The organism is Desulfovibrio biadhensis, from assembly GCF_055388615.1.
Genome location: NZ_AP042477.1, coordinates 4,045,274 through 4,065,922 on the forward strand (window position 1 = coordinate 4,045,274; position 20,649 = coordinate 4,065,922).

A 20,649-nucleotide genomic window follows, 5' to 3' on the forward strand; every position below is an offset into this window, starting at 1 on the left:
GTTCCTCAAGAACGAGGGGTGTTTTCTTCGCGTTTCAAGCTGCGTTGGTAAGCTTTCCATCCAGGGCATACATGGGTGTGCATGCGCCACAGCCAGGCCAGCAGTGTATGTGGTTTGCGTTCGGCATAGGCGCGAAAGCGGCACTTGTCGCAGAAGTGGAGTTTCATGATGTTCCCTTTCTGAGAATAGCGTCAGGACTTGAGTCTGGGATCAAAAATGTCGCGAAGACTCTCGCCCAACAGGTTATAGCCAAGCACCGTCAAAAGGATTGCCAAGCCAGGAAACAATGAAAGCCAGGGGGCTATTTCAAGTACGTCTTTGCCCTCCATAAGGATGTTGCCCCAACTCGGCGTAGGCGGCTGCACTCCCAGACCGAGAAAACTCAGCGCCGATTCTGTGAGTATGGCGCCGGCAACGCCCAGGGTGGCCGATACCAGGACAGGGGCTATGGCGTTGGGCAGAACGTGGACAAGCAGAATCCGCACAGGACCAGCGCCTGCCAGCTTGGCGGCAGCCACGAAATCGCGCTCCCGCAAGGAGAGGGTCTCGGCACGGACCAGGCGCGCAACACCCATCCAGGAGGTCAGCCCGATGACGATCATGATGTTCATCAGGCTCGGTTCCAGAAAGGCAATAACCGCCAGGATCAGAAAGAAAGAGGGAAAACAGAGCATGACGTCCACGCCCCGCATGATGATTTCGTCTACCAACCCCCCAAAGTATCCGGCCATGAGGCCGAGGGCTAGGCCAATGGCAACGGAGATGCCTACAGCCACGAATCCAACCCAAAGTGAGACACGCGCTCCGTAAAGCATGCGTGAGAGCACATCACGGCCTAGCGCGTCTGAACCGAGCAGGTGCTGTGGTCCCGGTGGCTGCAGGATGGCGTCCACATTCAGATCAGTTGGATTGTAGGGTGCAATGAAAGGGGCGAATATCGCTGCAATGGACATGAAAAGGACGATGCTGCCACCAAGGATGAGCAGCCCGTAACGGGACCAGAAGCGTCGGCTGAGAATGGCGTTTTGCATTTGCGCCTACCCTCTGCCTCTGAGTCTGATCCGCGGATCTGCCAGGCCGTATCCCACATCGGCCAACAGGTTACCGGCCAATGTCAGCACAGCGCCTAGCACCAGGTTGCCCATGATCAGGGAATAGTCTCTGGACATGACACCCTGGTAAAAAAGCTGCCCCAGACCAGGAAGCGCGAAAATGGATTCGATGATGACGCTGCCGCCAATCAGTGCGGGGACGCTGAGACCAAGGATGGTGATAACAGGCAACAGAGCATTGCGGAGGGCGTGCTTGAAGACAACTATTCGCCCCGGCAGTCCTTTGGCGCGGGCGGTAAGAATATAGTCTTGCCGCAGCACCTCAAGCATGCTGGTGCGCATGAACCGGGACATGCCGGCCAGACTGCCAAAGGTATAGATGAAAATGGGCAGTGCAAGGTGCCTGGCTAGGTCCCACATCTTGCCGAGGGTGCTGTACTGCTCGTAATCCAGAGATTTAAGACCTGAAATCGGAAGAATGGGGTACTGAATGCCGAAAAGCAGCATGAGTAACAGCGCCAGCCAGAATCCGGGCATGGCAAAGCCGATGAAGACGAATACCGTTGATAGTCGGTCGAATAAACGCCCCTGCCAGTAGGCAGCGGCAACGCCGATGGGGACGCTGATGAGCAGGGAAAGAAACATGGAGATGACATTCATGGAGAACGTCAGGGGCAATCGTTCCTTGATCTTGTCCCAGACAAGGCGGTGGTCGCCGCTCATGGATCGACCAAAGTCTAGCATTGTCAGGCGTTTGACCCAGTTGATGTACTGGATGTGCAGGGGCTTGTCTAGTCCGTAGAGTTTTTCCAGCCGTGCTCTGGCCTCTGCACCGGCTTCCGGATTCATTGTGGTTTGCAGATCAGTGGGAGAGCCGGGCGCCAGGTGGATGACCCAGAAGCTGATGACCGTGATACCAAAGAATACCACCAGAACCCACAGCAGTTTTGTGCCAAGCCGGGTGAGCAACCCGGCAAGGGCTTTGCCTGAAAGCCCGCCGCCTTTGTTTTCATTGCGGGGGGCTTGTGCAGAGGGAGTACTGGAGGGGGTATCGGTCATAATACGTTAGACTGCCTGTTCGTGCACCCAGTCGCGGACCATTTTTTCTTCTTCTGGCCAATCTTTGGACAGACGAAGTTTAACAAAATCAACGAACAGAATATCTACAAATTCAAGAAATCGTTCAATGAGGAAGACCTTTTCCAAAAAAGCGGCATCAGGGTCGTCGCCATCTTCGTTGCCGGCTTCCACCTTTGGGGTCCGCAGGCTGGTAAAGCTGAAATCCTGGGCCTTGAGTGTTCCTTGCCAGACTTCGGTATCCCGTTCAACGCGCACGAGCATTTTGTTGACCTTTTTTCCCGTGGCAAGCCCCAGGCGCGCTTCGCGCAATTCCGACATGGCGCCGCTGACAGTGGCGGTTTCGACATTGTCGCCCTCACCGCCCTGTACACTGATGCGTTGCTCCACATGCAGTTCAAAGTCCAATCCTTCCGGAGTCTTGAACATGCCGTTGGTGCGTTCGCTTCTGTACCACAACCAGGTGAGGAAATCCTGGCCGAGGATGACGTCTTTTATTTGCCCCAGATAGAGATCCATGGAGTTTCCTTTATGCGAAGTGCGCTGCTTCGATGTCGTCGAGTTTGGGTTGCGCCTCAGGTCCCAGCGCCTGCAGCGCCAGGAAATAGGGCGTAAGGGGTTCGAGATGCAGGTCAAATGTCTCGGTGAACAGTTCGCTGAACATCTCGCAAACCTTGTCGCGGGTTGAATCGAACCAGATAGTGCTTTCCTCGATGCTCCACACTGCGCTGAACACCGCCGGAATGGGCAGGGTCCTTGCGCGCAGCTTGATCATGACCTGATCCTTGAGTTCGCGCTTATGATCGCGGGAAATACCCTTGCGTCCCTCTTCTTTGGCTTTGACCTCGGCATCGCGTACTGCGAGTTGAAAATGCTTTTTAAAGACCGCAGGCGGTACACGGCGGGTGTCCAGGCGCATGCTGAAGGCAAAATACGCGCCTTTTTCGGGCGGCGCGCTGCGCCATTCCGTGTCCAGCCAGTCGTCAAAACTGACCCACCCCCAGGAGCGCTCCTCGGCCGAAGCGTCTATATCCCGGATGGCAAAACGTTTGAGAAGACCCGGTGCTTCCGCCCAAAGGCTGTCCGGAACGGGGTCTATGATTCTGTATCGGGTGAAGCTGGTGCTGGCGGCTATGAATGCCATGGTATCAGGCTCCTTGCAGTTGCATATCGTGTCGGAGCGGAGTTGTAGCCTATCTTCGGCAGCAATGCCAGAGGGCAGCATTGCCCATTTCTTTCAAGGGGAAATGGGTGCTCAGGGAGTGTCGTCCGCTTCTTCTTCCTGATTCCCTGCCTCACGCCAAGTTTCGTTGATGCATTGCTCCAGTTTACGCCAGGGGGCGCCGCCATGACGATACACATCGAGCAGTCGCGAAAATGTCTGCGACTCCTCCTGAAAAGCCTCGATCAGCGCATCCATGGTGCGCAGCATATCGCGCACGCCTTGCAAAGGACTCTGTGGGGGAGGCGTTGTCTCGGCATTTTCCCGAGGCGGGATGCGTTCAAGAGGTTCCTCAGAGGGAGGGGAGGTGCGCTCCCACCCTTTGGGAGCCGGCTTTGCCGCGAAAGCTGCCAAGGGAGAGATCAAGAAAGAGAACAAAAGCAGAAAGATAAAGACGGTGCCGGGTCTGTGCATGGCGCCCTCCTATTGCTCTTTGGATTTGTCCTGTTCAGATGTGGGGGCGGTTTCACTTTCCTGGGGTTCATCGCTGGGGGGTACATCAGGATATACCGTATCATAGACCCGGTCTATGGTCTGTTTCATTTCTTCCCACCCCTGACCGCCTTTGGAGAAAATGTGCAGCAGTTTGATGAAAGGGTCGGCTTCGTTTTGCAGCGCCAGCATCAGCAGACGCAGGGCCTCAGTGACGGAAGTTCCGGTATTGTGCGCTGGCATTTCAACTCCTTGCGTAGTGTTTGGATTCCAGGGCTTGCAGCTATACGGAATCGCTCCATCTGCATGTCACACACATGGGCGGTGATGTCCAGTTGGGGGAGAGGGGAGAAGGGAGGGCAGATACTTATTTGCCGATGCAGAAGGAGTCGAAAATCTCATTGAGCACGTCGTCGGCAGTGACTTCGCCCGTTATGCGCGCAAGGTGGTGCGAGGCCGCTTCTACGCGGACATCGAGCAAGTCGTAAGGAACGCCGGCGGCAAGGTCATTGCGCATGGCCTCCAGTTCTTCAAGAGCTGCGGCCAGGGCTTTAGACTGGCGCAGATTTGGGGCCAAATCGCCTTCAGGCGGGGAGTCCCCCAGTCTGGCGCGCAAGCGAAGCGCCAATTCTTCTACTCCCTGCCCGGACTTTGCCGAAAGCTGGAGCCACTCGTAGCCTTTTTCTTGCAGTATTGCAGCAGCGGGGGGTGCGCCTCCTTGCAGCGTATCGCTTTTATTCAGGACTGCCAGCACCCGTTCAGGAGGGTGCTGCAGCAGGAGTTCATGCTCCTCGCTCCCCAGGGGAGAGGCTGCATCGTGTACAAAAACAACAAGGTCGGCCTGGGTTGCCAGGTCACGACTGCGCTCCACACCTTGGCGCTCTACAATATCACCGGTAGGGCGCAAACCCGCCGTGTCCACCATGCGTACGGGCAGTCCATCCAGAAGAAGCGTTTCCTCCAGATAATCGCGGGTGGTGCCAGGCAATTCGGTAACGATGGCGCGCTCATAACCGAGAAGCGCGTTGAGCAGGCTGGACTTGCCCGCATTGACTTTGCCAGCCAGGACGGCAAGAGCGCCTTCACGCCAGGCCCGGGCGCGTTCATGTCCGGCAAGCAATGTCCGGATGCCTTTCATCACGGGCAACAGGCTGGCTTCCAGTTGCTCCGGAGACGCCTCTTCAATCTCGTCTTCCGGAAAATCGAGTGACACGCATATATTTTGCTTCAAAGACATGAGGAGCCGCCGCAGCTTGCTCACTTCATGGCCAAGGCGGCCTGCCATTTTCGCCTGGGCCAGCCTGGCGCCCTCTCTGGATGGAGCGGCGATGGCTTCGGCCACGGCTTCGGCCTGGGTCAGGTCCAAACGCCCGTTGAGAAAGGCGCGTTTGGTAAATTCGCCACGCTCTGCAGGACGTGCGCCGCACTGGATGAGTGCATCCAGCACACTTTGCAGAATGGCGTTACCGCCATGGCAGTGAAATTCCACCACGTTTTCGCCAGTAAAGGAGTTCGGACCAGGCATCCAGACTGCCAACACCTCGTCAAGAAGGTCCTCATTGGCGTCCGGTGAGACTGCATGCCCATAATGCATGTGGCGCGGTACAAAACCAGTGAAGGAAGATGCGGCAGAGCGGAAGATACTTGTGGCAAGAGGAGCGGCATCGGGGCCGCTCAGGCGGATGATGCCCACGCCGCCCTGTCCGGGCGGCGTGGCTATGGCAACAATGGTATCGTCGTTATCACGACGCTGTGTGGTCGGTGTTTCTTTTTTCATGGTTGCCCCGTCTACGTATGGGGCTCCATCAGTAAGGAGGGAGGCGTTATTCCTGCCCCCCGGAAGCATTTCCTGTGGCCCCTGCGGCGTTTTTTCTGCCGTTACGCGAACGGCCGCCGCCCCTGTTTGATTGATTCTGCCTGCCACGCCCTTTTTGCTCGCGTTTGGGCAGGATCAATACGCGCTTGAGAGGGCCGTCACCTTTACTGCGGGTAGTGACTGTTTCGTCATCCTGCAGGGCCAGGTGCACCAGACGGCGGTGATACGAGCTGAGCGGCTTTGTGCTCTGCGGCCTGCCGGCATCTTTTGCGCGATCTGCCAAATGCTGGGCAAGTTGACGCAGGTTTTCGTCTTGCCGCTCGCGGTAATCGCCAGTGTCGATCTGAATCTTGACCGGCTCTTTCCACAGGTTGGCGATGATGCGATTGGCCAGATATTGCACGGCTGCCAGGGTTTGTCCCTCACGGCCAATGAGCAGACCAGAATCCTCATCGTCTTGTATATTCACCTTGACACGCGAGGCGTCTTCAGCCTCAACCGTGATGGCAGGTGAAGGAATGATGGTGGAGACGATGCGCTCCACCACCTTCATGACAAGTGCTTCGAGCTCGGCGGAACTGTTTCTTTTTTTGGCTTTTACTTGTGCCTTTCTGGCGCCGACAAGGCCAAAAATACCGCCTTTGGAGTCCGAAACGATTTCTATTTCAAGTTGTTCTCTGTCGCTGTCAAAATGCTCACAAGCCAGTGATATGGCGTCGTCAATGGTTTTTCCTTCAAAGACCTTAAAGTCACTCATGCAGACTCCTTGCACCGTTGTCGCGCTCGGTAGATGCCGGGTGCATAGTATATGGCCAGGAGCTCGTAATTAGTTCGTTTTTCTGAGCATCCACCATTGTTGCGCGATAGAAAGGACGTTGTTGACCAGCCAGTAGACCACCAGCCCTGAAGGGAAGTTCAGGAAGATGAAAGTAAAGAAGATCGGCATGAAGAGCATGATCTTCTGCTGGGTGGGGTCGCCTGGGGCAGGCGTCATTTTCTGTTGCAGGAACATGGTCGCACCCATGATAATGGGCGTGATGTAGTACGGATCCTTAGCCGACAGGTCAGCAAGCCAGATCATGTCCGTAAAGGGCAAATGCGAGATGAACGAAGCATGGCGCAATTCAATGGAGTTGAGCAACGCCTGATAAAGCCCAATGAATACGGGGATCTGCAACAGCATGGGCGCGCAGCCCCCTGCAGGGTTGACCTTGTACGTCTTGTACAGCTGCATCATCTCTTCGTTCATCTTCTGGCGGTCGTCTTTGTACTTCTCCCGGATTTGCGCCATCATGGGCTGGAGCTTTTTCATCTGGTTCATGGACTTGTAGCTCTTGTGGGAGAGGGGCCAGAGAATGAGTTTGATGATCACGGTAAGGATGATGATGGCAATACCGTAGTTGCCGACAAAATTATAAATGACCTTCAGCGCTACAAGTAATGGCTTGGCGATGAAGTCGAACCAGCCGAGATTGACGGCGAGCCCAAGATCGTTGGGGGCAGCGTCAAGGATTTCCTGGACCTTTGGCCCCATGAAATACGTGAGCGAGTAGCTTTTTTCCGCGGAAGGCTCGACACCGCCCAGGGGCTGATCCAGGACCATGGTGTAGACATCATCTTTCATGCTGGCGCGGAAAGACGCACCGTTTTCGTCAGCAGTTTCAGAGACGGGAGGCAGCATGGCCATGAGGAAGTAGTTGGAAGAGATACCGCCCCATTTGAGCTGATCTGCGCTCTTGAAGCCTTCAGTCATGAGGTCGTCAGTATCTTTTTCTTCCTGCAAGCCGTCTTTGGAATACGCTGCGATACGTGTGAAGTTGTATTTGTTGTCTTCGCTGCTGAGGGATGTGGCATCGAGGGTGAAGCCAAGCGAGCCCTTGAGCCGGTTTTGGCTGTTGTTCTGCAGGAGGACGTCTTCGTCGATGAGGTACGTATCAGGATTGAACGTGAGCACGCGAGTCACGACCACGTCACCCATGACACCGGTAAAATGGAGTGTGGCCGGTTCGTCGCCGGAGCCAAGCGTAATGTCCTGATCTCCCATGTCCTTCCATTCGGCTTTGCCACCGAGCTGGAGTTCCATGGGGCGGAGCATAGCTGCTTCAGCGCTTACGAGATTGACATCAGGAGAGCCGGGTTCGATGCTGCTCTTGTACTTATGGAGTTTGAAGGACTGCAGCACGCCGCCATCAGTATTGAAAATAGCGGTGTAGAGCGGTGTTTTGACGGTGATAGTGCGGCCGGCAGGTGCTGCCTTTGCCACTTTATCCCCTGCGCCAAGCTCAACTGAAGGCTTGCTGGGTTCTTCGACAGTAACACCACCTTGTTGCTCTGCCGTCTTTTCACCTTGCTGTTCTTGCGCCTGCTCCACTCTCTGTTGCGGCGTAGGGGCGTACATGGGCTGAATGAAGTAGGTCCATGCGCCCAGGACTACCATAGAAAGGGCGACGGCGAGAATGACGCGTTTGATGTCCATAGTAGGGTTACTGGCTCCTCGTTTGCGCGCAGTTGCGCGTGCGCGTGCGCGTGCGCTTCTCGTGATTTCGATGCGGCACGGACCAGGAAAAGGTCTCGGGCACAGGGTCGTATCCAGCTTTGAATAGGGGGTTGCAGCGCATCAGCCGCCATAAGGCGAGCAAACCGCCTTTGGGCAAACCAAAGCGCAAAACCGCCTCCCTGGCGTATTCCGAACACGTTGGTTGGAATCTGCACGCCGGAGGCAGAAAAGGCGACAGGCAGTATTTGTAGGCCGATAGGGCCAAGGCAGTCACTTTACGCATGCCGTGCCGTAATATCAGGCTTCTCGGTCATTTTTGTTACGATTCCGGGAAGGCCAAGCGCTTAGAAGCGGGCGGCATCGGCCAGAGCCTTTTCCAGCAACGGGAGCAACTCTTGGGTGACGTTCTCCAAGTGAAGAGAAGCAACGTCGATTCCGCGTTTGGGAACAATCGCCAAGTCAAGACCTGGGCCGATGAACTCCTGATTCTGGCGGAAAAATTCCCTGATGAGTCGCTTGACCCGATTGCGTTTTACTGCGTTGCCGGTCTTTTTCCCCACCCCAGCACCGAGCCTGGATGGGGCCTGGCTATCCGGACGTCTGGAAACGAAGACGACAAAGCGCTTGGAAAAGTAACGGCGTCCGGTGTTGTAGCAGACCAAAAATTCCGGTCGCTTCTTGAGCCGGCGCTCCCCGGGGTGAGTTAAACGGCTAATCTTTTACGGCCCTTGGACCTTCTACGACGAAGAATGGCGCGCCCGCTCTTGGTCCGGGAACGAACCAGGAAGCCGTGGGTACGTTTCCTCTTGGTCTTGCTGGGCTGATATGTACGTTTGCTCATGATGAAACTCCTTTATCGTGAATGAACAGGTCTCTCTACGTAATCGGGATGCAGCCGTCAAGGCTGCTCACCGTGCAAAAAGCGGATAGTACACATTAAGTTTGAATATCGCAAGATGTACAAGGCCACTTTTTCTTACCGGAGTGCACGTTTTTCGTTTGTCGCTGTACACTGTGTTGACGCCTAACCTTAAAGGTGGGATATTCTCAATGACGGAAAAATTGCGAGGGGTTGCAAGCGGGGGCGTCCCGCCTACGCTCTCGCACGGAGGGTGCTCCCATGCTCCTTATTAAAATGCGATGTCTTGCCTGCATTGCAGTACTGCTCGTTGGCACAGGCCTTTTCGCCAACCTGGGGCAAAGTGCTTCCTTGGAAGATGCAGACGCTGTCCGGGTACTGTATCTGGAACTGGAAGGCCCTGTCACGCCTGCTCAGGAAGAACTTTTGAAGGATGCGGTCGATGCCTGTAGTGAGCGAGACGCTTCATTGTTGCTGCTTCGTCTGGATACACCCGGTGGTCTTGTAAACTCCATGCGCAGCATGGTCAAATCCATGCTCAATGCGCCTGTACCTGTGGCGGTATGGGTAGGACCATCCGGCGCCCATGCTGCCAGCGCGGGCGTTTTTCTTGTAGCGGCCTCTTCTGTTGCTGCCATGGCGCCGTCTACCTCCATAGGCGCTGCTTCTCCTGTTGACATCGGCGGTGGTGACGTTTCGAAAACCATGGCCAGCAAGGTGCAAAACGACCTTATGAGCCTGCTTCGGGGCGTGCCGCGCGCAAAAGATCGCAACCTGGAATGGTACCAGCGTTCGGTTGAAGAGGCTGCCAGCCTCACAGCGCAAGAGGCCGTGATGGAGCGGGTTGTGGAGTTTGTGGCGCAAGACCCTTATGATTTTCTCGACCAGGCCGGGACCAAGGGAATTGAGACTGCATCCGGGACGCTGCGTTTCACCTCTGAACAGGTCGTCTTGCTCAAACACGAGCCCGGCATGCGCTATCGTTTTCTCTCCTGGCTGTTGCATCCACAGATTGCTTATATGTTGTTGCTCGGAGGCATTGCAGGGCTTTTTTTCGAGGTAACCACTCCCGGCGCCGTGTTGCCAGGAGTTTTGGGTGGTATGAGTCTTTTGTTAGGATTGTATGCCCTTTCTATCCTGCCTACAAATGCGGCTGGGGTGCTGCTTGTGCTTTTTGCACTTGTGTTGTTTATCCTGGAATTGAAAATAACCAGTTTTGGCCTGCTGACACTGGCCGGGATCATATCAATGTTCATAGGTTCCTTACTCCTTGTTGAACCAGGGCAGGGGTTCTCTGCCCTGCCGCTTACCATGATAATTGTTACCGTGGCTGGCGTTGCGCTTATTGTTGGATTCTGTCTTTATCTTGTGGGACGATCCATGCGTTCATCGCCCGCAACAGGGGCGGAATCCCTTGTCGGCCGTTTTGCCGAGGTCAGGCAATGGCAGGGCGGACGCGGTGTCGTATTTGTTGATGGCGCCCTCTGGAGCGCTCGGAGTGGTTCCGTGTTGGAACTTGCAAGAGGCGATCAGGTACGTATCGTTCAAATGCAGGGGCTTCTGCTTGAAGTAGAGGCTGGGGAGGCTGTAAATCAGGATAATCAAAACGCCTCTTTTCATGGAGGCCTGCCGGCAACTGCAGCCGAAAAAGGCAAGGAGTAGAAGATGTTTAGCTATCTTCCATTAATTCTCATTCTTATCGCGTTTCTTTTTGCCGCGCTCAAAGTTTTGAACGAGTACGAACGCGGGGTGGTTTTTCGGCTGGGGCGCATTATTCAAGCCAAGGGGCCCGGTCTTGTTATCATCATTCCAATTATTGATAAGATGGTTCGGGTGAGTCTGCGTGTGAAGACCCTGGATGTGCCGAATCAGGATGTCATCACCCGTGACAACGTCAGTATCAAAGTAAATGCAGTCGTTTACTTCCGTGTGCTCGAGCCCATCAAGTCGATCATCGAGGTCGAGGACTATTTATTCGCAACTTCGCAACTGGCGCAGACCACATTACGTAGCGTTTGCGGTGGTGTTGAGCTTGACGAGATTCTGGCGCACCGTGAAGAGGTGAACACCAAGATTCAGTCCATTCTTGATCAGCAGACTGATCCCTGGGGCATCAAGGTGATCTCCGTGGAGTTGAAGCATATCGACCTGCCGCAGGAGATGCAGCGCGCCATGGCCAAGCAGGCAGAGGCGGAGCGCGAACGTCGTGCCAAGATCATCAATGCTGAAGGTGAATTTCAGGCCGCCGACAGGCTTGCTGATGCCGCAAAGATCATCCGGCGCTATCCTGAAGCAATGCAGTTGCGCTATCTGCAGACCATGCGGGAGATGGGATCCGAGAGCAAGTCTACAGTTATCCCCATCCCCTTTGATCTTATGGGCCTGGGCCACAGCATGGTGCAGAGCTTGCGGCAAAGCGTGCAAGGCATGCCGGTGGAAGAACCTGACCCGAGCAAGCACCATTTGCCTGGGGATTTCCATCCAGACCCGACCGTGCCCCCTTTGTCTGATCCCGAAAAGGAGGACTCATGATTGAAGAGCAATCTGCGCCCTTAGTGGCGCAGGTTCCTTTTATAAACTATTCTGAAAGTGTCCGCCTCGTCCTGGAAAAGGTCGGGGCGGGCGCTTATTTTGCCGGCAACCCTCGGGTGATGCTCAAGCCAAACCTTGTGAACGCGTCGCCGTTTCCGGTCACCACGCCACCTGCCATGTGCGCGGCTCTTATCGATGCCATCAGGGACCTGGTGGACTGCGAGATAGTGATAGCTGAGGGTACAGGAGATATGGGGCGGGAAACGCCGGAAGTCTTCGAATCTCTCGGCTACACCAAGCTTGCAGGTGAAAAGGGCGTGGCGCTTCTTGATTTGAATCATGCCCCTTTGCGTCGATTGGAAGATCCAAGCCGCCCTGTGTTTAAGGAGATGTTTCTTCCAGAGGTATTGTTCAACTATTTTGTTGTCTCGGTCCCTGTGCTCAAAGCGCACTCCCTTGCCCAGGTTTCGGGAGCAATGAAGAACATGATGGGGGCAGCGCCCCCGAAATATTACGGAGGAAGGCATGGTTCCTGGAAAAAGGCTGTTTTCCATGGGCAAATGCAGGAATCCGTTTATGATCTTTGCCAGTACCGCAGTCCAGACCTTTCAGTGATGGACGCCAGCGTCGGTCTGGCGTCATTTCATTTGGGAGGGCCGACCCTTAAGCCTCCTGCCGGCGTTCTGCTTGCCAGCGCAGATGCCCGCGAACTCGACCGTAGTGCTGCTGGCCTGCTTGGCCTTGACTGGCGTCAGGTAGGGCATCTTCGATAATCATCCTTGGCACCGGCATTGCAAAGCTCCCTTCCATGATCTTGGGAAAAAATCGCTTATCCTGGCGTATTGCAAGGATTGTGGAGAATCTACTCCCTGTTTGCAGCGTCGGAAAACCGGCTTTTCCATTTGCAGGGGGAGGCGGCAATATGCGTGTATTTCCTGGGGGGGAAGGATGCGCGATGTTTTTGGTGCAGGGGAAGTCTGTGACAAAGAAGTGACAATGCAGGGCATAAAAAATCCCGGGGCACCGTGCGACGTCCGCCGAGAACACGTTGTGTAATTGGGTGTTCACCCTATACTTTATAGTGCTGTTGGTTCTCTTTGGGAGCGAATCGTCACGTGTGCTCCAGGTTACTTATTAAGTAAGCACCCGTATCGGCAGCGTCAAGGGAGAGGAAGCATGTAATGATTTATTGGAAATGGCATGTAAATTGCTAAATAATTGCTAGGATTTTTCTAGACAAACTTTTGACTCTCTGTGATCTGTTCAGCGGCAACCATGGCGTTGTGAGAAACGGAGGATAATGTGACGAGCATATTCAAGGAAAACGTGGGTAAAGAGCAGCATGTCATGTGCATTCACACGGAAAACGAGCGTGACTTTGCCCTGTTTGTGGAAGGTGGCGGCAGGCGCTACCACAGGGAAGGCTTCACGAGCTGGTTCGATGCCTACGATCACGGCCGGGAGGTTCTTTCCCTTGGCAAGGTGCAATAGGTTTTGCAGCAGTATTATTTTTTTTCGATCTGGCGGACTTTTTCCAAGTGTGCTTCAAGGGTTTCAGTATAAACGACCCACAGCCTCGCGAGGTCCCACTTATGGCGCCGGACATTGAACAGGTCGAAAATCATGATCGCTCCTGGTCGGCGCCACAAGTACCAGGTGTCATCAATAATCTCCGGGGGGCCAAATCGTTTGGTGAGTGTTTCTAGATACGCATCAGGTGTCCTGACCTGCATGGTGATGGCTATGGGGGTGTCCAAAAATTCAGAGAAATGAAACGTCACTTTTGCGAAATCAATATCGTCGTATAACGGTTCCAGAGGGATCGTTCTAATTTGCGCTATTGTATTGCGTTCCGGGGCAATACATTCACTCACGTTTTGCCAAAGGGCGGCTACGGCCTCTGACTTGCCTACCAGGTCATTGAACGATTCGCTCAGATTGTCTCCGAAGATGCTGTTGCACCAGCACCCTGTACAAATACGCTCCATATTGATGATGAAATCCTCGAAGGTGCCTTTACGGGTGGGGTCTATGTGCGATGTCGCACCGACACCGAGAAACACGAATGGTTCTTTCGCTTCTCCTGGCATCGCTTTTTGTTCTTCTTGTTCTGGTGGAGTAGGGGCTTCCGCTTCTTGCGCCACTGCCAAGTTTGTAAAGGGAACCAGGCAGCAGAATACCGCGTATATTGCGAGAAAAAAGAGGCGGAGGCGCGATAAGCGTAGGTACATGTTTTATTCCCGGTCGAAAATGATTGTTGCTGAAACGTTGTGGAAAGGACAGTACACCAATTTTCAGCAGGGATGAAGAAATCTCTCAAGCCATTTATCAGGAGGGGTAAATATGGAAGTCATATTCGCGGGGAAGAAAAGAAAACCGGCGCCTCACAAAATATGCGGGACGCCGGTTTTTCGTTGGAACGTAATCTGTGCTTAGCTGCGCAGGAATTTTTTTCTGTTCCTGACCCCGATGAGGCCGAACAGGCCGGAGCCCAGAAGATATATGGCGCCGGGAATGGGGGTGGCGGTCGCTTTGAAGTTGTCGAAATAAATGTCTTTGTTCACTGTTGCGTCATTCACGGCGTTCAGAATGAGATTGGTCATGTCGTAGGTTTCAATGTCGGCAAAGGTGCCAACACTGACGCCATCGACAAAGTATTCGTAACCAACGCCCTGGGTCAGCGTGAAGCTGAGGTTGTGCCAGGTGTTGGACGTTTCCATCTCTACCCCGAGAATCCAGGCGCCATTGATGTAGTCATAAAAATAGAATCCTGAAGGGTCGGTGCCGCCTTTCCTGTATGAGAGGATGGACCAGGCGGAGGTGCCACCGGAGTTGTTCAGTCCTTGCGCCCACATGCCAGAATTGAATGTATCGTAGTCATTAATATACATATCGATGGAAAAAGTCTGTATTTGGGACTGGTGCATGTTGACGCCGTGCTTGATGCCTTCATAGCGGTAAAAGTCAACACCAGCGCCCTCAGCGTCCTTGTCGAGGACGTAATGCAGCCGGGAGTCACCTTGGAAACTTGCGAATTCCACAGTGCTCGGAAGTGTTCTGTCTCGTGAACTCCATTCAGGGGTTATTGCGCCGTCAAATGTTTCGAGTTCATATACTGCAGCGTGAGATTGAACGGAAAATGCAAGAATAAGAAGTAGGGCAACTGCGTAAATTCCTACCGATTTCATTACAACTCCTCCCTCTTGGGTTTGTAATGCCCCCCCATAGGGCATACGATGAAAGATATTCCTCGCAACGAGCAAGAAGTATACCTTTCTTAATGGAGTTGTTATTGCAGATGCTTACTGATAATTTACTATGTAAGGGTATCTCCTAATCCAAAAAAAATGGAAAATATATTCTATGAATCTCAGAAAACAAGAAAATGATGTAAGGTATGACCTACATTGCATAGGGTGTATCGTACAAAAGCGTTTTACAGCTCTACAGTATTAATGATTTGCTACAGGATGTTTTTATACTGAGCAGGTGTGAATTGTCGCAACAGGAGCGATGTGGTTTGCAGGCTGCATTACATATCAAAAGCAACTCAATACTGTGACTATCAGGAATCATTGGGGGTGATGAAGTTTCCTTGACGCCGTCATGCTCGTAAAATAGTAACCTCCTTTAAAGCGGTCTTCGGGGGACTGCTCGCGCCGTAAGGTCTGTTTTTTTTGCTGACGGCAGTGTTGCTCAGCGCTCTGGCTGCGGTCGGCTGTAAAGCGTTTGCAATCAGTATGGAGGTTGCTCGTGCGCTTATCTGCTCAAGGCAGGTTTATACTTGCCCTCAATGTGTTGTTTGCCCTTGTCGTATTACACCAGGGGATCGCTGCGGCAGGAAAACTCCAGGATATCAAGGACAGGGGGGCTTTGCTCGTTGGTGTCAAGGACGCCACGCCTCCTTTTGGTTTTCTGGATGAAAGTACCAACCGGCTCGTTGGTTTTGAGGTTGATATCGCCCGGGAAGTGGCAGAGCAGATGCACGTGAGCCTGGCGCTGGTGCCGGTTACTTCTGTAGACAGGATTCCCTTATTATTGCAGGGCGCTGTGGATATGGTCATCGCCACCATGACGCATACCTACGAAAGGGAAGAAATAATCGATTTTTCAATTACCTATTTTATGGATGGCCAAAAAATCATGGCTTCCGCAAAATCGGGAATCACAGATGTTCTTTCGCTTGCCGGCAAACGAGTAGGTACAGTCCGGGGCTCAACTTCCGAGAAAACCATAAAAACGTTGCAGCCCAACTGCAGTGTGATGAGCTACGAGAATTATCCACAGGCTTTTATGGCCCTGAAAAATGGCGACGTGGACGCTTTGACCAGTGATTCTGTTATTCTTCTTGGGTTGAAACAGGTTGATGAGAATCCTGGCGAGTGGGTCATTAGCAAAAAATTGCTTTCCCGAGAGCCCTATGCCATCGGGGTTCCTGAAAACGATTCCGATTTCAAGGATGCCGTAAATAGCGCCCTCGTTGCGATCTGGAAAAGTGGTAAGTATTCTGAGATATACAAAAAATGGTTTGGGCCTGACAGCAAATACCATATTCCGTTAAAATGGGAGATGACACTATGGCCGTGAGCGTGGGCTTAGCTTTTTTTGCCGAGGAGGGCGAATGTCAGAGCTGATCCGTTTGGATATCGCCGTTCCCCCAGAGTCCGTTGACGCTATCACGGGCTTTCTTTTCAATAACATTGCTCATGGCTGGGAAGAGCGTGAAGGAGAGGGTGGCGCAACCATTTTTCGTATTCATGCCGAACAGCCGGAATTCTGTCAGGACTTGCGGCAGCGGTTGGAGTCGAATTGGCCCTCGGTGCGCATTGAGTGGGCCGAAGTGCCCAAGCGTGAATGGACGTTGGCTTGGCGGGAGTTTTTCACTGCTGTTCCTTGTGGCGAGGATTTTATCGTCATAGCCCCATGGATGCTGGATGAACAGCCGTTTCCCGACAGAATCCCCATTGTGATAGAGCCCAAGATGGCTTTTGGTACGGGACACCACCCCACCACCGCGTTATGTCTGGAGGTGCTTTCCGGATTGCATCGCAAGGGACAATTCCGTTCCGGCATGCGCTTTCTGGATTTAGGGACCGGGTCCGGAATTTTAGGACTTGGCGCCTCAAAGCTGGGGCTTGTGGGTATTGGCCTGGATACTGACCCTCTGGCTGTGGAGAACGCCCTGGAAAACAAGCAGGTGAATGACGTTGGCGAAGACTTCGTGGTGGAATTGGGAAGTGCCCAATCTGTCGCGGGGGAGCGTTTTGATTTGATAATGGCCAACATTCTTGCTGAACCGCTGATTGATATGGCCCCTGAAATATGCGCCCTGCGTAAGCCAGACGGGGCTCTGGTGCTTTCCGGGTTGTTGGATATCCAACGAGAGAAAGTGATTCAGGCGTATCTGGCGCAAGGGTTGCCGCGTCCAATGGAAGTGGTGCAGGGAGAGTGGGCTGCCCTTGTCTGGGAGCGGGCTGCATGATCTGGCCTACTGGCAAAGGGGCGACCGTTTGAAGATCGAGTTTGCCAGGGGCAGGGGGTGCCTGGTGGCGCGACCCTTTGTGGAATTTTTGGATTTTACGGTTTGTCGGGAATTCAAGCAGGATGTGGAGCGTCGACTCCTGGGGCTGGAGCCTCCGATACTGGTGGTGGACCTTCGCGATGTGCATTTTCTTGACTCCATGGCCATTGGCGCTTTGGTTGGACTGCGTAACGCGGTGCATCAGGCTGGCGGGCAAGTTGCGCTTTGTAATCTGCACCCAAATGTGTTGAACGTACTCAAAGCCGTCACCGTGGACGCCGTGTTTGGCATTTTTGATTCTCTTGCCCTGGCCCTGAATGCGTTGGCCGATGAGGAGTGAGGCTGGCATGCTTACGCGTGAGACAAAACTTCTGAATATGTACGAGGCAATGCATGCCGCGCTCGGGCCCAGCTACTGGTGGCCGGGAGAAAGTGCATTTGAGGTCATGGTTGGCGCTGTGCTGACGCAGAATACAAATTGGAAAAACGTTGCGCGCGCCATTGATAATCTGAAAGATGCAGATCTGTTGCATCCGGAAAAGTTGTACGCCCTCCCTGAAAGTGAACTCGCCGAGCTGATTCGACCAGCAGGTTATTTCAGGCTGAAGGCGGGGAGACTTAAAAACCTGTTGGTTTTTTTGAAAAACGAGTGCAGGTTCGATGTGGATTCGTTGCGGGACGAGGATATGTTCAATCTCCGGGACAAACTGCTTGCAGTTAGGGGGATTGGTCCTGAAACGGCGGATTCTATTTTGCTATATGCTTTTGAAATGCCCAGTTTTGTGGTGGACGCCTATACAAAGCGCTTGGCTAACCGGCACGGCTTTCTTCCCGAAGAGGTGGACTACGAGGAACTGCGTGCATATTACATGGATGTATTGCCTGAAGATGTGCAGTTATATAATGAATACCACGCATTGATCGTCCGTACTGCAAAAAACTGGTGCAAGAAAAAGAAACCCCTGTGCGAGACATGTCCTTTGCAAAGTTTTTTTTGAGCGTCTCCCTGACGCTCGTTACCCTGCTTTTTATGAGTATGGTGCAACCGTCCGCACCCCTTTGCGCTGCTGTGAGCAAACAACAGGCAGAGGCAGCGCGGAAGGAATTGCAGCGTCTGAGTAAGGAAGAGCGGCGTGTGCATGCTGATTTGGCTGCAGCGGAAGACGCCATTAAAAAATTCCAGGCGCGGGTGTCAAAAGCTGACAGTGCTGTTGCGGACGTGGAAAAGGCGGAAGCGCAGGTAGGTAAGCAGCTCGCAGCATTAGAGAAAAAAAAGAATGAATCCCTTCGGCATCTGAGTAACCTTGCGCGGGAAATCTGGCCGGTGCAGGTACGCCGCGATGTCTTGCACGGGCGGACCTTGCCTGCCTGGGATGAGGCTGACAGAGAGTTTGTGTGGATGTCCAAGACCTACTCCAGGATTCAGGATGCACTCGAAAACGTGCAGAATCAGGAACGGGCCATTACAACCGCGCTGGAAGAAAAGCGCGCTCTTGCCTCCAAGGCGCGGTCGCAGCTTGCTGCAGTGAATAAGGACAAGGATGCGCTGCTGGCACAAAAGCTCAAGTTCAACAAACAGTTGGCTGAAATCCGTAAACGCAAGGTAAGCCAAGAGGAAGAACTCAAGGAATTGTTGGCTGCCCTGGATGAGATGAACTATAAGGTTCGTCTGGAAGAGGAGAGCAAGGGCAAGGCTACGACCGCGAAATTGCCGTTCAAGCAGCTAAAGGGCAAGCTGCCGTGGCCTGCAACAGGATCCGTCAAGGTTGGCTACAATCCTGGATCAAAACCCCCAAAACGTGGTCTTGGTGTTTCCTTGCAGGATGGTGAACCCGTTCGCGCCATATCATGGGGGCGGGTGGTGCATAACGAAGTGTTACGAGGTTTTGGAAGGGTTGTCATTCTGCTGCACGGTGACGATTATTATAGTCTTTACGCTTTTCTTGCATCAAGCGATGTATCCAAAGGGCAACAGGTGGCGCAGGGCGAAATGATAGGTCGTGCAGGGTATTACCCTGCCATAAAAGGCCCTGGAGTTTATTTTGAATTGCGTTTTCGCCAAAAACCGATTAACCCTCGGCAATGGCTCGTAGCCCGGAAATGAGTAGTTTGCCGGTCAAAATGCCTCACATAATGTATCGTCTGACCGGCTATACTGGGACATTTTGGCTTGTTCCTCCAACAGAGAATAGGCAGAACAGATAATGAGACGAAAGATCGAGGCACCATTTCGGAGGAGAAATATGAGAGTGCAAGTTGTATTGGGATCCCTGCTTTTGGTGTGCGCATTGCTTGGAGTTTTCGGCTCCGGCATGGCCAGCAAGGCGGAGGATCGTTACGAACCCCTGAAACGCTTTAGCCAAGTCCTTGATATGGTTGAGCGCTACTATGTTCGCGACGTTACGCGTAACGAACTGGTTGAAGGCGCCGTGCGCGGCATGCTTCAGGAGCTCGATCCGCACTCTTCGTTCATGGATAAAGAAGAGTTCGAAGAAATGCAGGTGAGTACCTCCGGAGAATTTTCCGGAATCGGCATCGAAATCAGCATGCGTAACGGTCAGTTGGTAGTTGTCTCGCCCATTGAAGATACGCCTGCCTACGAGGCTGGTCTCAAAAGCGGTGATGTCATTATCGAAATTGACGGCGAACCCACCGAAGGTATTTCCCTTATCGATGCAGTGCGCAAGATTCGTGGAAAGAAGGGGAGCGCTGTAAAGCTCACTGTGCTGCACAAAGACACCAAAACGCCTGATCGTGTGAATATTGTTCGCGATACCATTCCCATCATCAGCGTGAAGTCTGAAGTTCTTGAAAATGGGTATGGCTACCTGCGGATCACCCGCTTCAATGAACATACCACCGACGAACTGCACGAAGCCCTGACCAAAATTAAGAAAGCGGGCCCGTTGAAGGGGGTTGTTCTGGACCTCCGCAACAATCCTGGGGGCTTGCTCGATCAGGCGGTGAGCGTTTGCGATACCTTCCTGGCTGATGGCATGATCGTCTACATCCAGGGTAAGGATCCCAACTCCCGCAAGGACTATGTTGCCCGCAAGCAAAGCGACGACCTCAATGTACCCATGGTTGTGCTCATCAACGCGGGTTCGGCCTCGGCTTCGGAAATTGTAGCCGGCGCCATGCAGGACCACCACCGTGCTCTGCTTATCGGCGATCCCACTTTCGGCAAGGGATCTGTACAGACCATCATTCCCCTGGCCGATGGCGGCGGCATGAAGCTGACCACAGCGCTTTACTACACGCCCAGTGGTCGCTCCATCCAGGCAGAGGGCATCCAGCCCGATATGAACATTCCGCTTGCCGACCCTCAGGATAATCCTTTGGTCGTGCGTGAAAGCGATTTGAACAAGCACCTGGAAAACAACGGTAACGGCAAAAAGAAGAAATCCGCAAAAGATGATGACCAAGAGCGTGTTCGCAAGATGCTCGAGACGGACAACCAGCTGCGCATCGGACTGCAACTTGTGAAGAAACAGCCCGCTGCTTCTTTCTGATCATCAGGTAGACATCAACTTCTGGCGGGCGCCGGCCTTGGTTCGTATGAATGAGGCGGCGCCCGCTTCTTGCTGGAAGGGCTTATAACCGCAACGTTTCCCTTTTCCGCTTCCAGGGCGCCCTTCCGA

25 protein-coding genes are annotated in these 20,649 nt (G+C 53.5%); 10 read left to right on the forward strand and 15 right to left on the reverse strand.

Going from position 1 to position 20,649, the window contains the following annotated elements:
* Positions 1 to 5: 5 nt before the first annotated feature.
* From ACZ5EH_RS17485 to rpmH, 13 genes are all read right to left on the reverse strand, one after another.
* Positions 6 to 167, reverse strand: a complete 162-nt coding sequence (locus tag ACZ5EH_RS17485) for a hypothetical protein (RefSeq protein WP_464275164.1) — start codon at positions 165 to 167, stop codon at positions 6 to 8.
* A 24-nt stretch (positions 168 to 191) separates the two neighbouring features.
* Positions 192 to 1,031: an ABC transporter permease gene (locus tag ACZ5EH_RS17490; protein ID WP_464275165.1), complete on the reverse strand. Its 840-nt coding sequence runs from the start codon at positions 1,029 to 1,031 to the stop codon at positions 192 to 194.
* Positions 1,032 to 1,037: 6 nt separating this feature from the next.
* The gene (locus ACZ5EH_RS17495) at positions 1,038 to 2,111 is read right to left on the reverse strand and encodes an ABC transporter permease (RefSeq protein WP_464275166.1); all 1,074 of its coding nucleotides are present in this window, start codon (positions 2,109 to 2,111) and stop codon (positions 1,038 to 1,040) included.
* 6 nt (positions 2,112 to 2,117) lie between these two features.
* The gene (locus ACZ5EH_RS17500) at positions 2,118 to 2,648 is read right to left on the reverse strand and encodes a hypothetical protein (protein ID WP_464275167.1); all 531 of its coding nucleotides are present in this window, start codon (positions 2,646 to 2,648) and stop codon (positions 2,118 to 2,120) included.
* A gap of 10 nt (positions 2,649 to 2,658) precedes the next feature.
* A complete protein-coding gene (gene rdgC / locus ACZ5EH_RS17505) occupies positions 2,659 to 3,273 on the reverse strand; it encodes a recombination-associated protein RdgC (RefSeq protein ID WP_464275168.1) in 615 nt (204 codons plus the stop codon).
* Between the two features lie 111 nt (positions 3,274 to 3,384).
* The gene (locus ACZ5EH_RS17510) at positions 3,385 to 3,765 is read right to left on the reverse strand and encodes a hypothetical protein (protein WP_464275169.1); all 381 of its coding nucleotides are present in this window, start codon (positions 3,763 to 3,765) and stop codon (positions 3,385 to 3,387) included.
* 9 nt (positions 3,766 to 3,774) lie between these two features.
* Positions 3,775 to 4,026 (reverse strand): hypothetical protein, encoded by a 252-nt coding sequence (locus ACZ5EH_RS17515; RefSeq protein ID WP_464275170.1) that lies wholly within the window; start codon positions 4,024 to 4,026, stop codon positions 3,775 to 3,777.
* A gap of 124 nt (positions 4,027 to 4,150) precedes the next feature.
* The gene (gene mnmE, locus ACZ5EH_RS17520; RefSeq protein ID WP_464275171.1) at positions 4,151 to 5,560 is read right to left on the reverse strand and encodes a tRNA uridine-5-carboxymethylaminomethyl(34) synthesis GTPase MnmE; all 1,410 of its coding nucleotides are present in this window, start codon (positions 5,558 to 5,560) and stop codon (positions 4,151 to 4,153) included.
* Positions 5,561 to 5,606: 46 nt separating this feature from the next.
* Positions 5,607 to 6,356: an RNA-binding cell elongation regulator Jag/EloR gene (jag, locus tag ACZ5EH_RS17525; protein WP_464275172.1), complete on the reverse strand. Its 750-nt coding sequence runs from the start codon at positions 6,354 to 6,356 to the stop codon at positions 5,607 to 5,609.
* Between the two features lie 69 nt (positions 6,357 to 6,425).
* Positions 6,426 to 8,075 (reverse strand): membrane protein insertase YidC, encoded by a 1,650-nt coding sequence (gene yidC, locus ACZ5EH_RS17530; protein ID WP_464275173.1) that lies wholly within the window; start codon positions 8,073 to 8,075, stop codon positions 6,426 to 6,428.
* 7 nt (positions 8,076 to 8,082) lie between these two features.
* Entirely contained in the window at positions 8,083 to 8,379 is a 297-nt protein-coding gene (yidD, locus tag ACZ5EH_RS17535) for a membrane protein insertion efficiency factor YidD (protein WP_464275174.1), read from the reverse strand.
* A 61-nt stretch (positions 8,380 to 8,440) separates the two neighbouring features.
* The gene (gene rnpA / locus ACZ5EH_RS17540) at positions 8,441 to 8,812 is read right to left on the reverse strand and encodes a ribonuclease P protein component (RefSeq protein ID WP_464278318.1); all 372 of its coding nucleotides are present in this window, start codon (positions 8,810 to 8,812) and stop codon (positions 8,441 to 8,443) included.
* Complete coding sequence (rpmH, locus tag ACZ5EH_RS17545; RefSeq protein WP_464275175.1) at positions 8,800 to 8,937, reverse strand: 50S ribosomal protein L34; 138 nt, start codon at positions 8,935 to 8,937, stop codon at positions 8,800 to 8,802. Before rpmH ends, rnpA begins: the two co-directional genes overlap by 13 nt.
* A 279-nt stretch (positions 8,938 to 9,216) precedes the next feature.
* Between rpmH and ACZ5EH_RS17550 the strand changes: the two genes are divergently transcribed.
* From ACZ5EH_RS17550 to ACZ5EH_RS17565, 4 genes are all read left to right on the forward strand, one after another.
* Positions 9,217 to 10,617, forward strand: a complete 1,401-nt coding sequence (locus ACZ5EH_RS17550; protein ID WP_464275176.1) for an NfeD family protein — start codon at positions 9,217 to 9,219, stop codon at positions 10,615 to 10,617.
* A gap of 3 nt (positions 10,618 to 10,620) precedes the next feature.
* Positions 10,621 to 11,487, forward strand: coding sequence for a slipin family protein (locus ACZ5EH_RS17555; protein ID WP_464275177.1), 867 nt, complete (start codon positions 10,621 to 10,623; stop codon positions 11,485 to 11,487).
* Positions 11,484 to 12,260: a DUF362 domain-containing protein gene (locus tag ACZ5EH_RS17560; RefSeq protein ID WP_464275178.1), complete on the forward strand. Its 777-nt coding sequence runs from the start codon at positions 11,484 to 11,486 to the stop codon at positions 12,258 to 12,260. The genes ACZ5EH_RS17555 and ACZ5EH_RS17560 overlap by 4 nt, the downstream gene beginning before the upstream one ends.
* Before the next feature lie 529 nt (positions 12,261 to 12,789).
* The gene (locus tag ACZ5EH_RS17565; protein WP_464275179.1) at positions 12,790 to 12,978 is read left to right on the forward strand and encodes a hypothetical protein; all 189 of its coding nucleotides are present in this window, start codon (positions 12,790 to 12,792) and stop codon (positions 12,976 to 12,978) included.
* A gap of 14 nt (positions 12,979 to 12,992) precedes the next feature.
* Here the strand turns inward: ACZ5EH_RS17565 and ACZ5EH_RS17570 are convergent, their stop codons facing one another.
* Both ACZ5EH_RS17570 and ACZ5EH_RS17575 read right to left on the reverse strand, forming a co-directional pair.
* Positions 12,993 to 13,718 carry a hypothetical protein gene (locus tag ACZ5EH_RS17570; protein WP_464275180.1) on the reverse strand — a complete coding sequence of 242 codons (726 nt, stop codon included), beginning with the start codon at positions 13,716 to 13,718 and terminating at the stop codon, positions 12,993 to 12,995.
* A 201-nt stretch (positions 13,719 to 13,919) separates the two neighbouring features.
* A complete protein-coding gene (locus tag ACZ5EH_RS17575) occupies positions 13,920 to 14,675 on the reverse strand; it encodes a hypothetical protein (RefSeq protein ID WP_464275181.1) in 756 nt (251 codons plus the stop codon).
* 565 nt (positions 14,676 to 15,240) lie between these two features.
* On the opposite strand from ACZ5EH_RS17575, the gene ACZ5EH_RS17580 reads away from it, so the two are divergent.
* The 6 genes from ACZ5EH_RS17580 to ACZ5EH_RS17605 all read left to right on the forward strand — a co-directional run bounded on the left by ACZ5EH_RS17580 (position 15,241) and on the right by ACZ5EH_RS17605 (position 20,520).
* Positions 15,241 to 16,074, forward strand: coding sequence for an ABC transporter substrate-binding protein (locus tag ACZ5EH_RS17580; RefSeq protein WP_464275182.1), 834 nt, complete (start codon positions 15,241 to 15,243; stop codon positions 16,072 to 16,074).
* 34 nt (positions 16,075 to 16,108) lie between these two features.
* Positions 16,109 to 16,969: a 50S ribosomal protein L11 methyltransferase gene (locus ACZ5EH_RS17585; RefSeq protein ID WP_464275183.1), complete on the forward strand. Its 861-nt coding sequence runs from the start codon at positions 16,109 to 16,111 to the stop codon at positions 16,967 to 16,969.
* A complete protein-coding gene (locus ACZ5EH_RS17590; protein ID WP_464275184.1) occupies positions 16,947 to 17,348 on the forward strand; it encodes an STAS domain-containing protein in 402 nt (133 codons plus the stop codon). The genes ACZ5EH_RS17585 and ACZ5EH_RS17590 overlap by 23 nt, the downstream gene beginning before the upstream one ends.
* A gap of 7 nt (positions 17,349 to 17,355) precedes the next feature.
* Entirely contained in the window at positions 17,356 to 18,006 is a 651-nt protein-coding gene (locus tag ACZ5EH_RS17595; RefSeq protein ID WP_464275185.1) for an endonuclease III domain-containing protein, read from the forward strand.
* Entirely contained in the window at positions 17,982 to 19,112 is a 1,131-nt protein-coding gene (locus ACZ5EH_RS17600) for a murein hydrolase activator EnvC family protein (protein ID WP_464275186.1), read from the forward strand. The genes ACZ5EH_RS17595 and ACZ5EH_RS17600 overlap by 25 nt, the downstream gene beginning before the upstream one ends.
* Before the next feature lie 139 nt (positions 19,113 to 19,251).
* Complete coding sequence (locus tag ACZ5EH_RS17605) at positions 19,252 to 20,520, forward strand: S41 family peptidase (RefSeq protein ID WP_464275187.1); 1,269 nt, start codon at positions 19,252 to 19,254, stop codon at positions 20,518 to 20,520.
* Positions 20,521 to 20,649: the final 129 nt, after the last annotated feature.

What these genes read in the sequence shown, in the direction of transcription:
- ACZ5EH_RS17550 (WP_464275176.1), top strand. Translation starts at nt 9,217, where the DNA reads ATGCTCCTTATTAAAATGCGATGTCTTGCCTGCATTGCAGTACTGCTC.
- ACZ5EH_RS17585 (WP_464275183.1), top strand. Translation starts at nt 16,109, where the DNA reads ATGTCAGAGCTGATCCGTTTGGATATCGCCGTTCCCCCAGAGTCCGTT.
- rpmH (WP_464275175.1), bottom strand. Translation starts at nt 8,937, where the DNA reads ATGAGCAAACGTACATATCAGCCCAGCAAGACCAAGAGGAAACGTACC.
- rdgC (WP_464275168.1), bottom strand. Translation starts at nt 3,273, where the DNA reads ATGGCATTCATAGCCGCCAGCACCAGCTTCACCCGATACAGAATCATA.
- ACZ5EH_RS17600 (WP_464275186.1), top strand. Translation starts at nt 17,982, where the DNA reads ATGTCCTTTGCAAAGTTTTTTTTGAGCGTCTCCCTGACGCTCGTTACC.
- ACZ5EH_RS17510 (WP_464275169.1), bottom strand. Translation starts at nt 3,765, where the DNA reads ATGCACAGACCCGGCACCGTCTTTATCTTTCTGCTTTTGTTCTCTTTC.
- ACZ5EH_RS17595 (WP_464275185.1), top strand. Translation starts at nt 17,356, where the DNA reads ATGCTTACGCGTGAGACAAAACTTCTGAATATGTACGAGGCAATGCAT.
- ACZ5EH_RS17575 (WP_464275181.1), bottom strand. Translation starts at nt 14,675, where the DNA reads ATGAAATCGGTAGGAATTTACGCAGTTGCCCTACTTCTTATTCTTGCA.
- ACZ5EH_RS17485 (WP_464275164.1), bottom strand. Translation starts at nt 167, where the DNA reads ATGAAACTCCACTTCTGCGACAAGTGCCGCTTTCGCGCCTATGCCGAA.
- ACZ5EH_RS17515 (WP_464275170.1), bottom strand. Translation starts at nt 4,026, where the DNA reads ATGCCAGCGCACAATACCGGAACTTCCGTCACTGAGGCCCTGCGTCTG.
- yidD (WP_464275174.1), bottom strand. Translation starts at nt 8,379, where the DNA reads ATGCGTAAAGTGACTGCCTTGGCCCTATCGGCCTACAAATACTGCCTG.
- ACZ5EH_RS17490 (WP_464275165.1), bottom strand. Translation starts at nt 1,031, where the DNA reads ATGCAAAACGCCATTCTCAGCCGACGCTTCTGGTCCCGTTACGGGCTG.
- ACZ5EH_RS17570 (WP_464275180.1), bottom strand. Translation starts at nt 13,718, where the DNA reads ATGTACCTACGCTTATCGCGCCTCCGCCTCTTTTTTCTCGCAATATAC.
- ACZ5EH_RS17605 (WP_464275187.1), top strand. Translation starts at nt 19,252, where the DNA reads ATGAGAGTGCAAGTTGTATTGGGATCCCTGCTTTTGGTGTGCGCATTG.
- ACZ5EH_RS17500 (WP_464275167.1), bottom strand. Translation starts at nt 2,648, where the DNA reads ATGGATCTCTATCTGGGGCAAATAAAAGACGTCATCCTCGGCCAGGAT.
- ACZ5EH_RS17560 (WP_464275178.1), top strand. Translation starts at nt 11,484, where the DNA reads ATGATTGAAGAGCAATCTGCGCCCTTAGTGGCGCAGGTTCCTTTTATA.
- jag (WP_464275172.1), bottom strand. Translation starts at nt 6,356, where the DNA reads ATGAGTGACTTTAAGGTCTTTGAAGGAAAAACCATTGACGACGCCATA.
- yidC (WP_464275173.1), bottom strand. Translation starts at nt 8,075, where the DNA reads ATGGACATCAAACGCGTCATTCTCGCCGTCGCCCTTTCTATGGTAGTC.
- ACZ5EH_RS17495 (WP_464275166.1), bottom strand. Translation starts at nt 2,111, where the DNA reads ATGACCGATACCCCCTCCAGTACTCCCTCTGCACAAGCCCCCCGCAAT.
- mnmE (WP_464275171.1), bottom strand. Translation starts at nt 5,560, where the DNA reads ATGAAAAAAGAAACACCGACCACACAGCGTCGTGATAACGACGATACC.
- ACZ5EH_RS17555 (WP_464275177.1), top strand. Translation starts at nt 10,621, where the DNA reads ATGTTTAGCTATCTTCCATTAATTCTCATTCTTATCGCGTTTCTTTTT.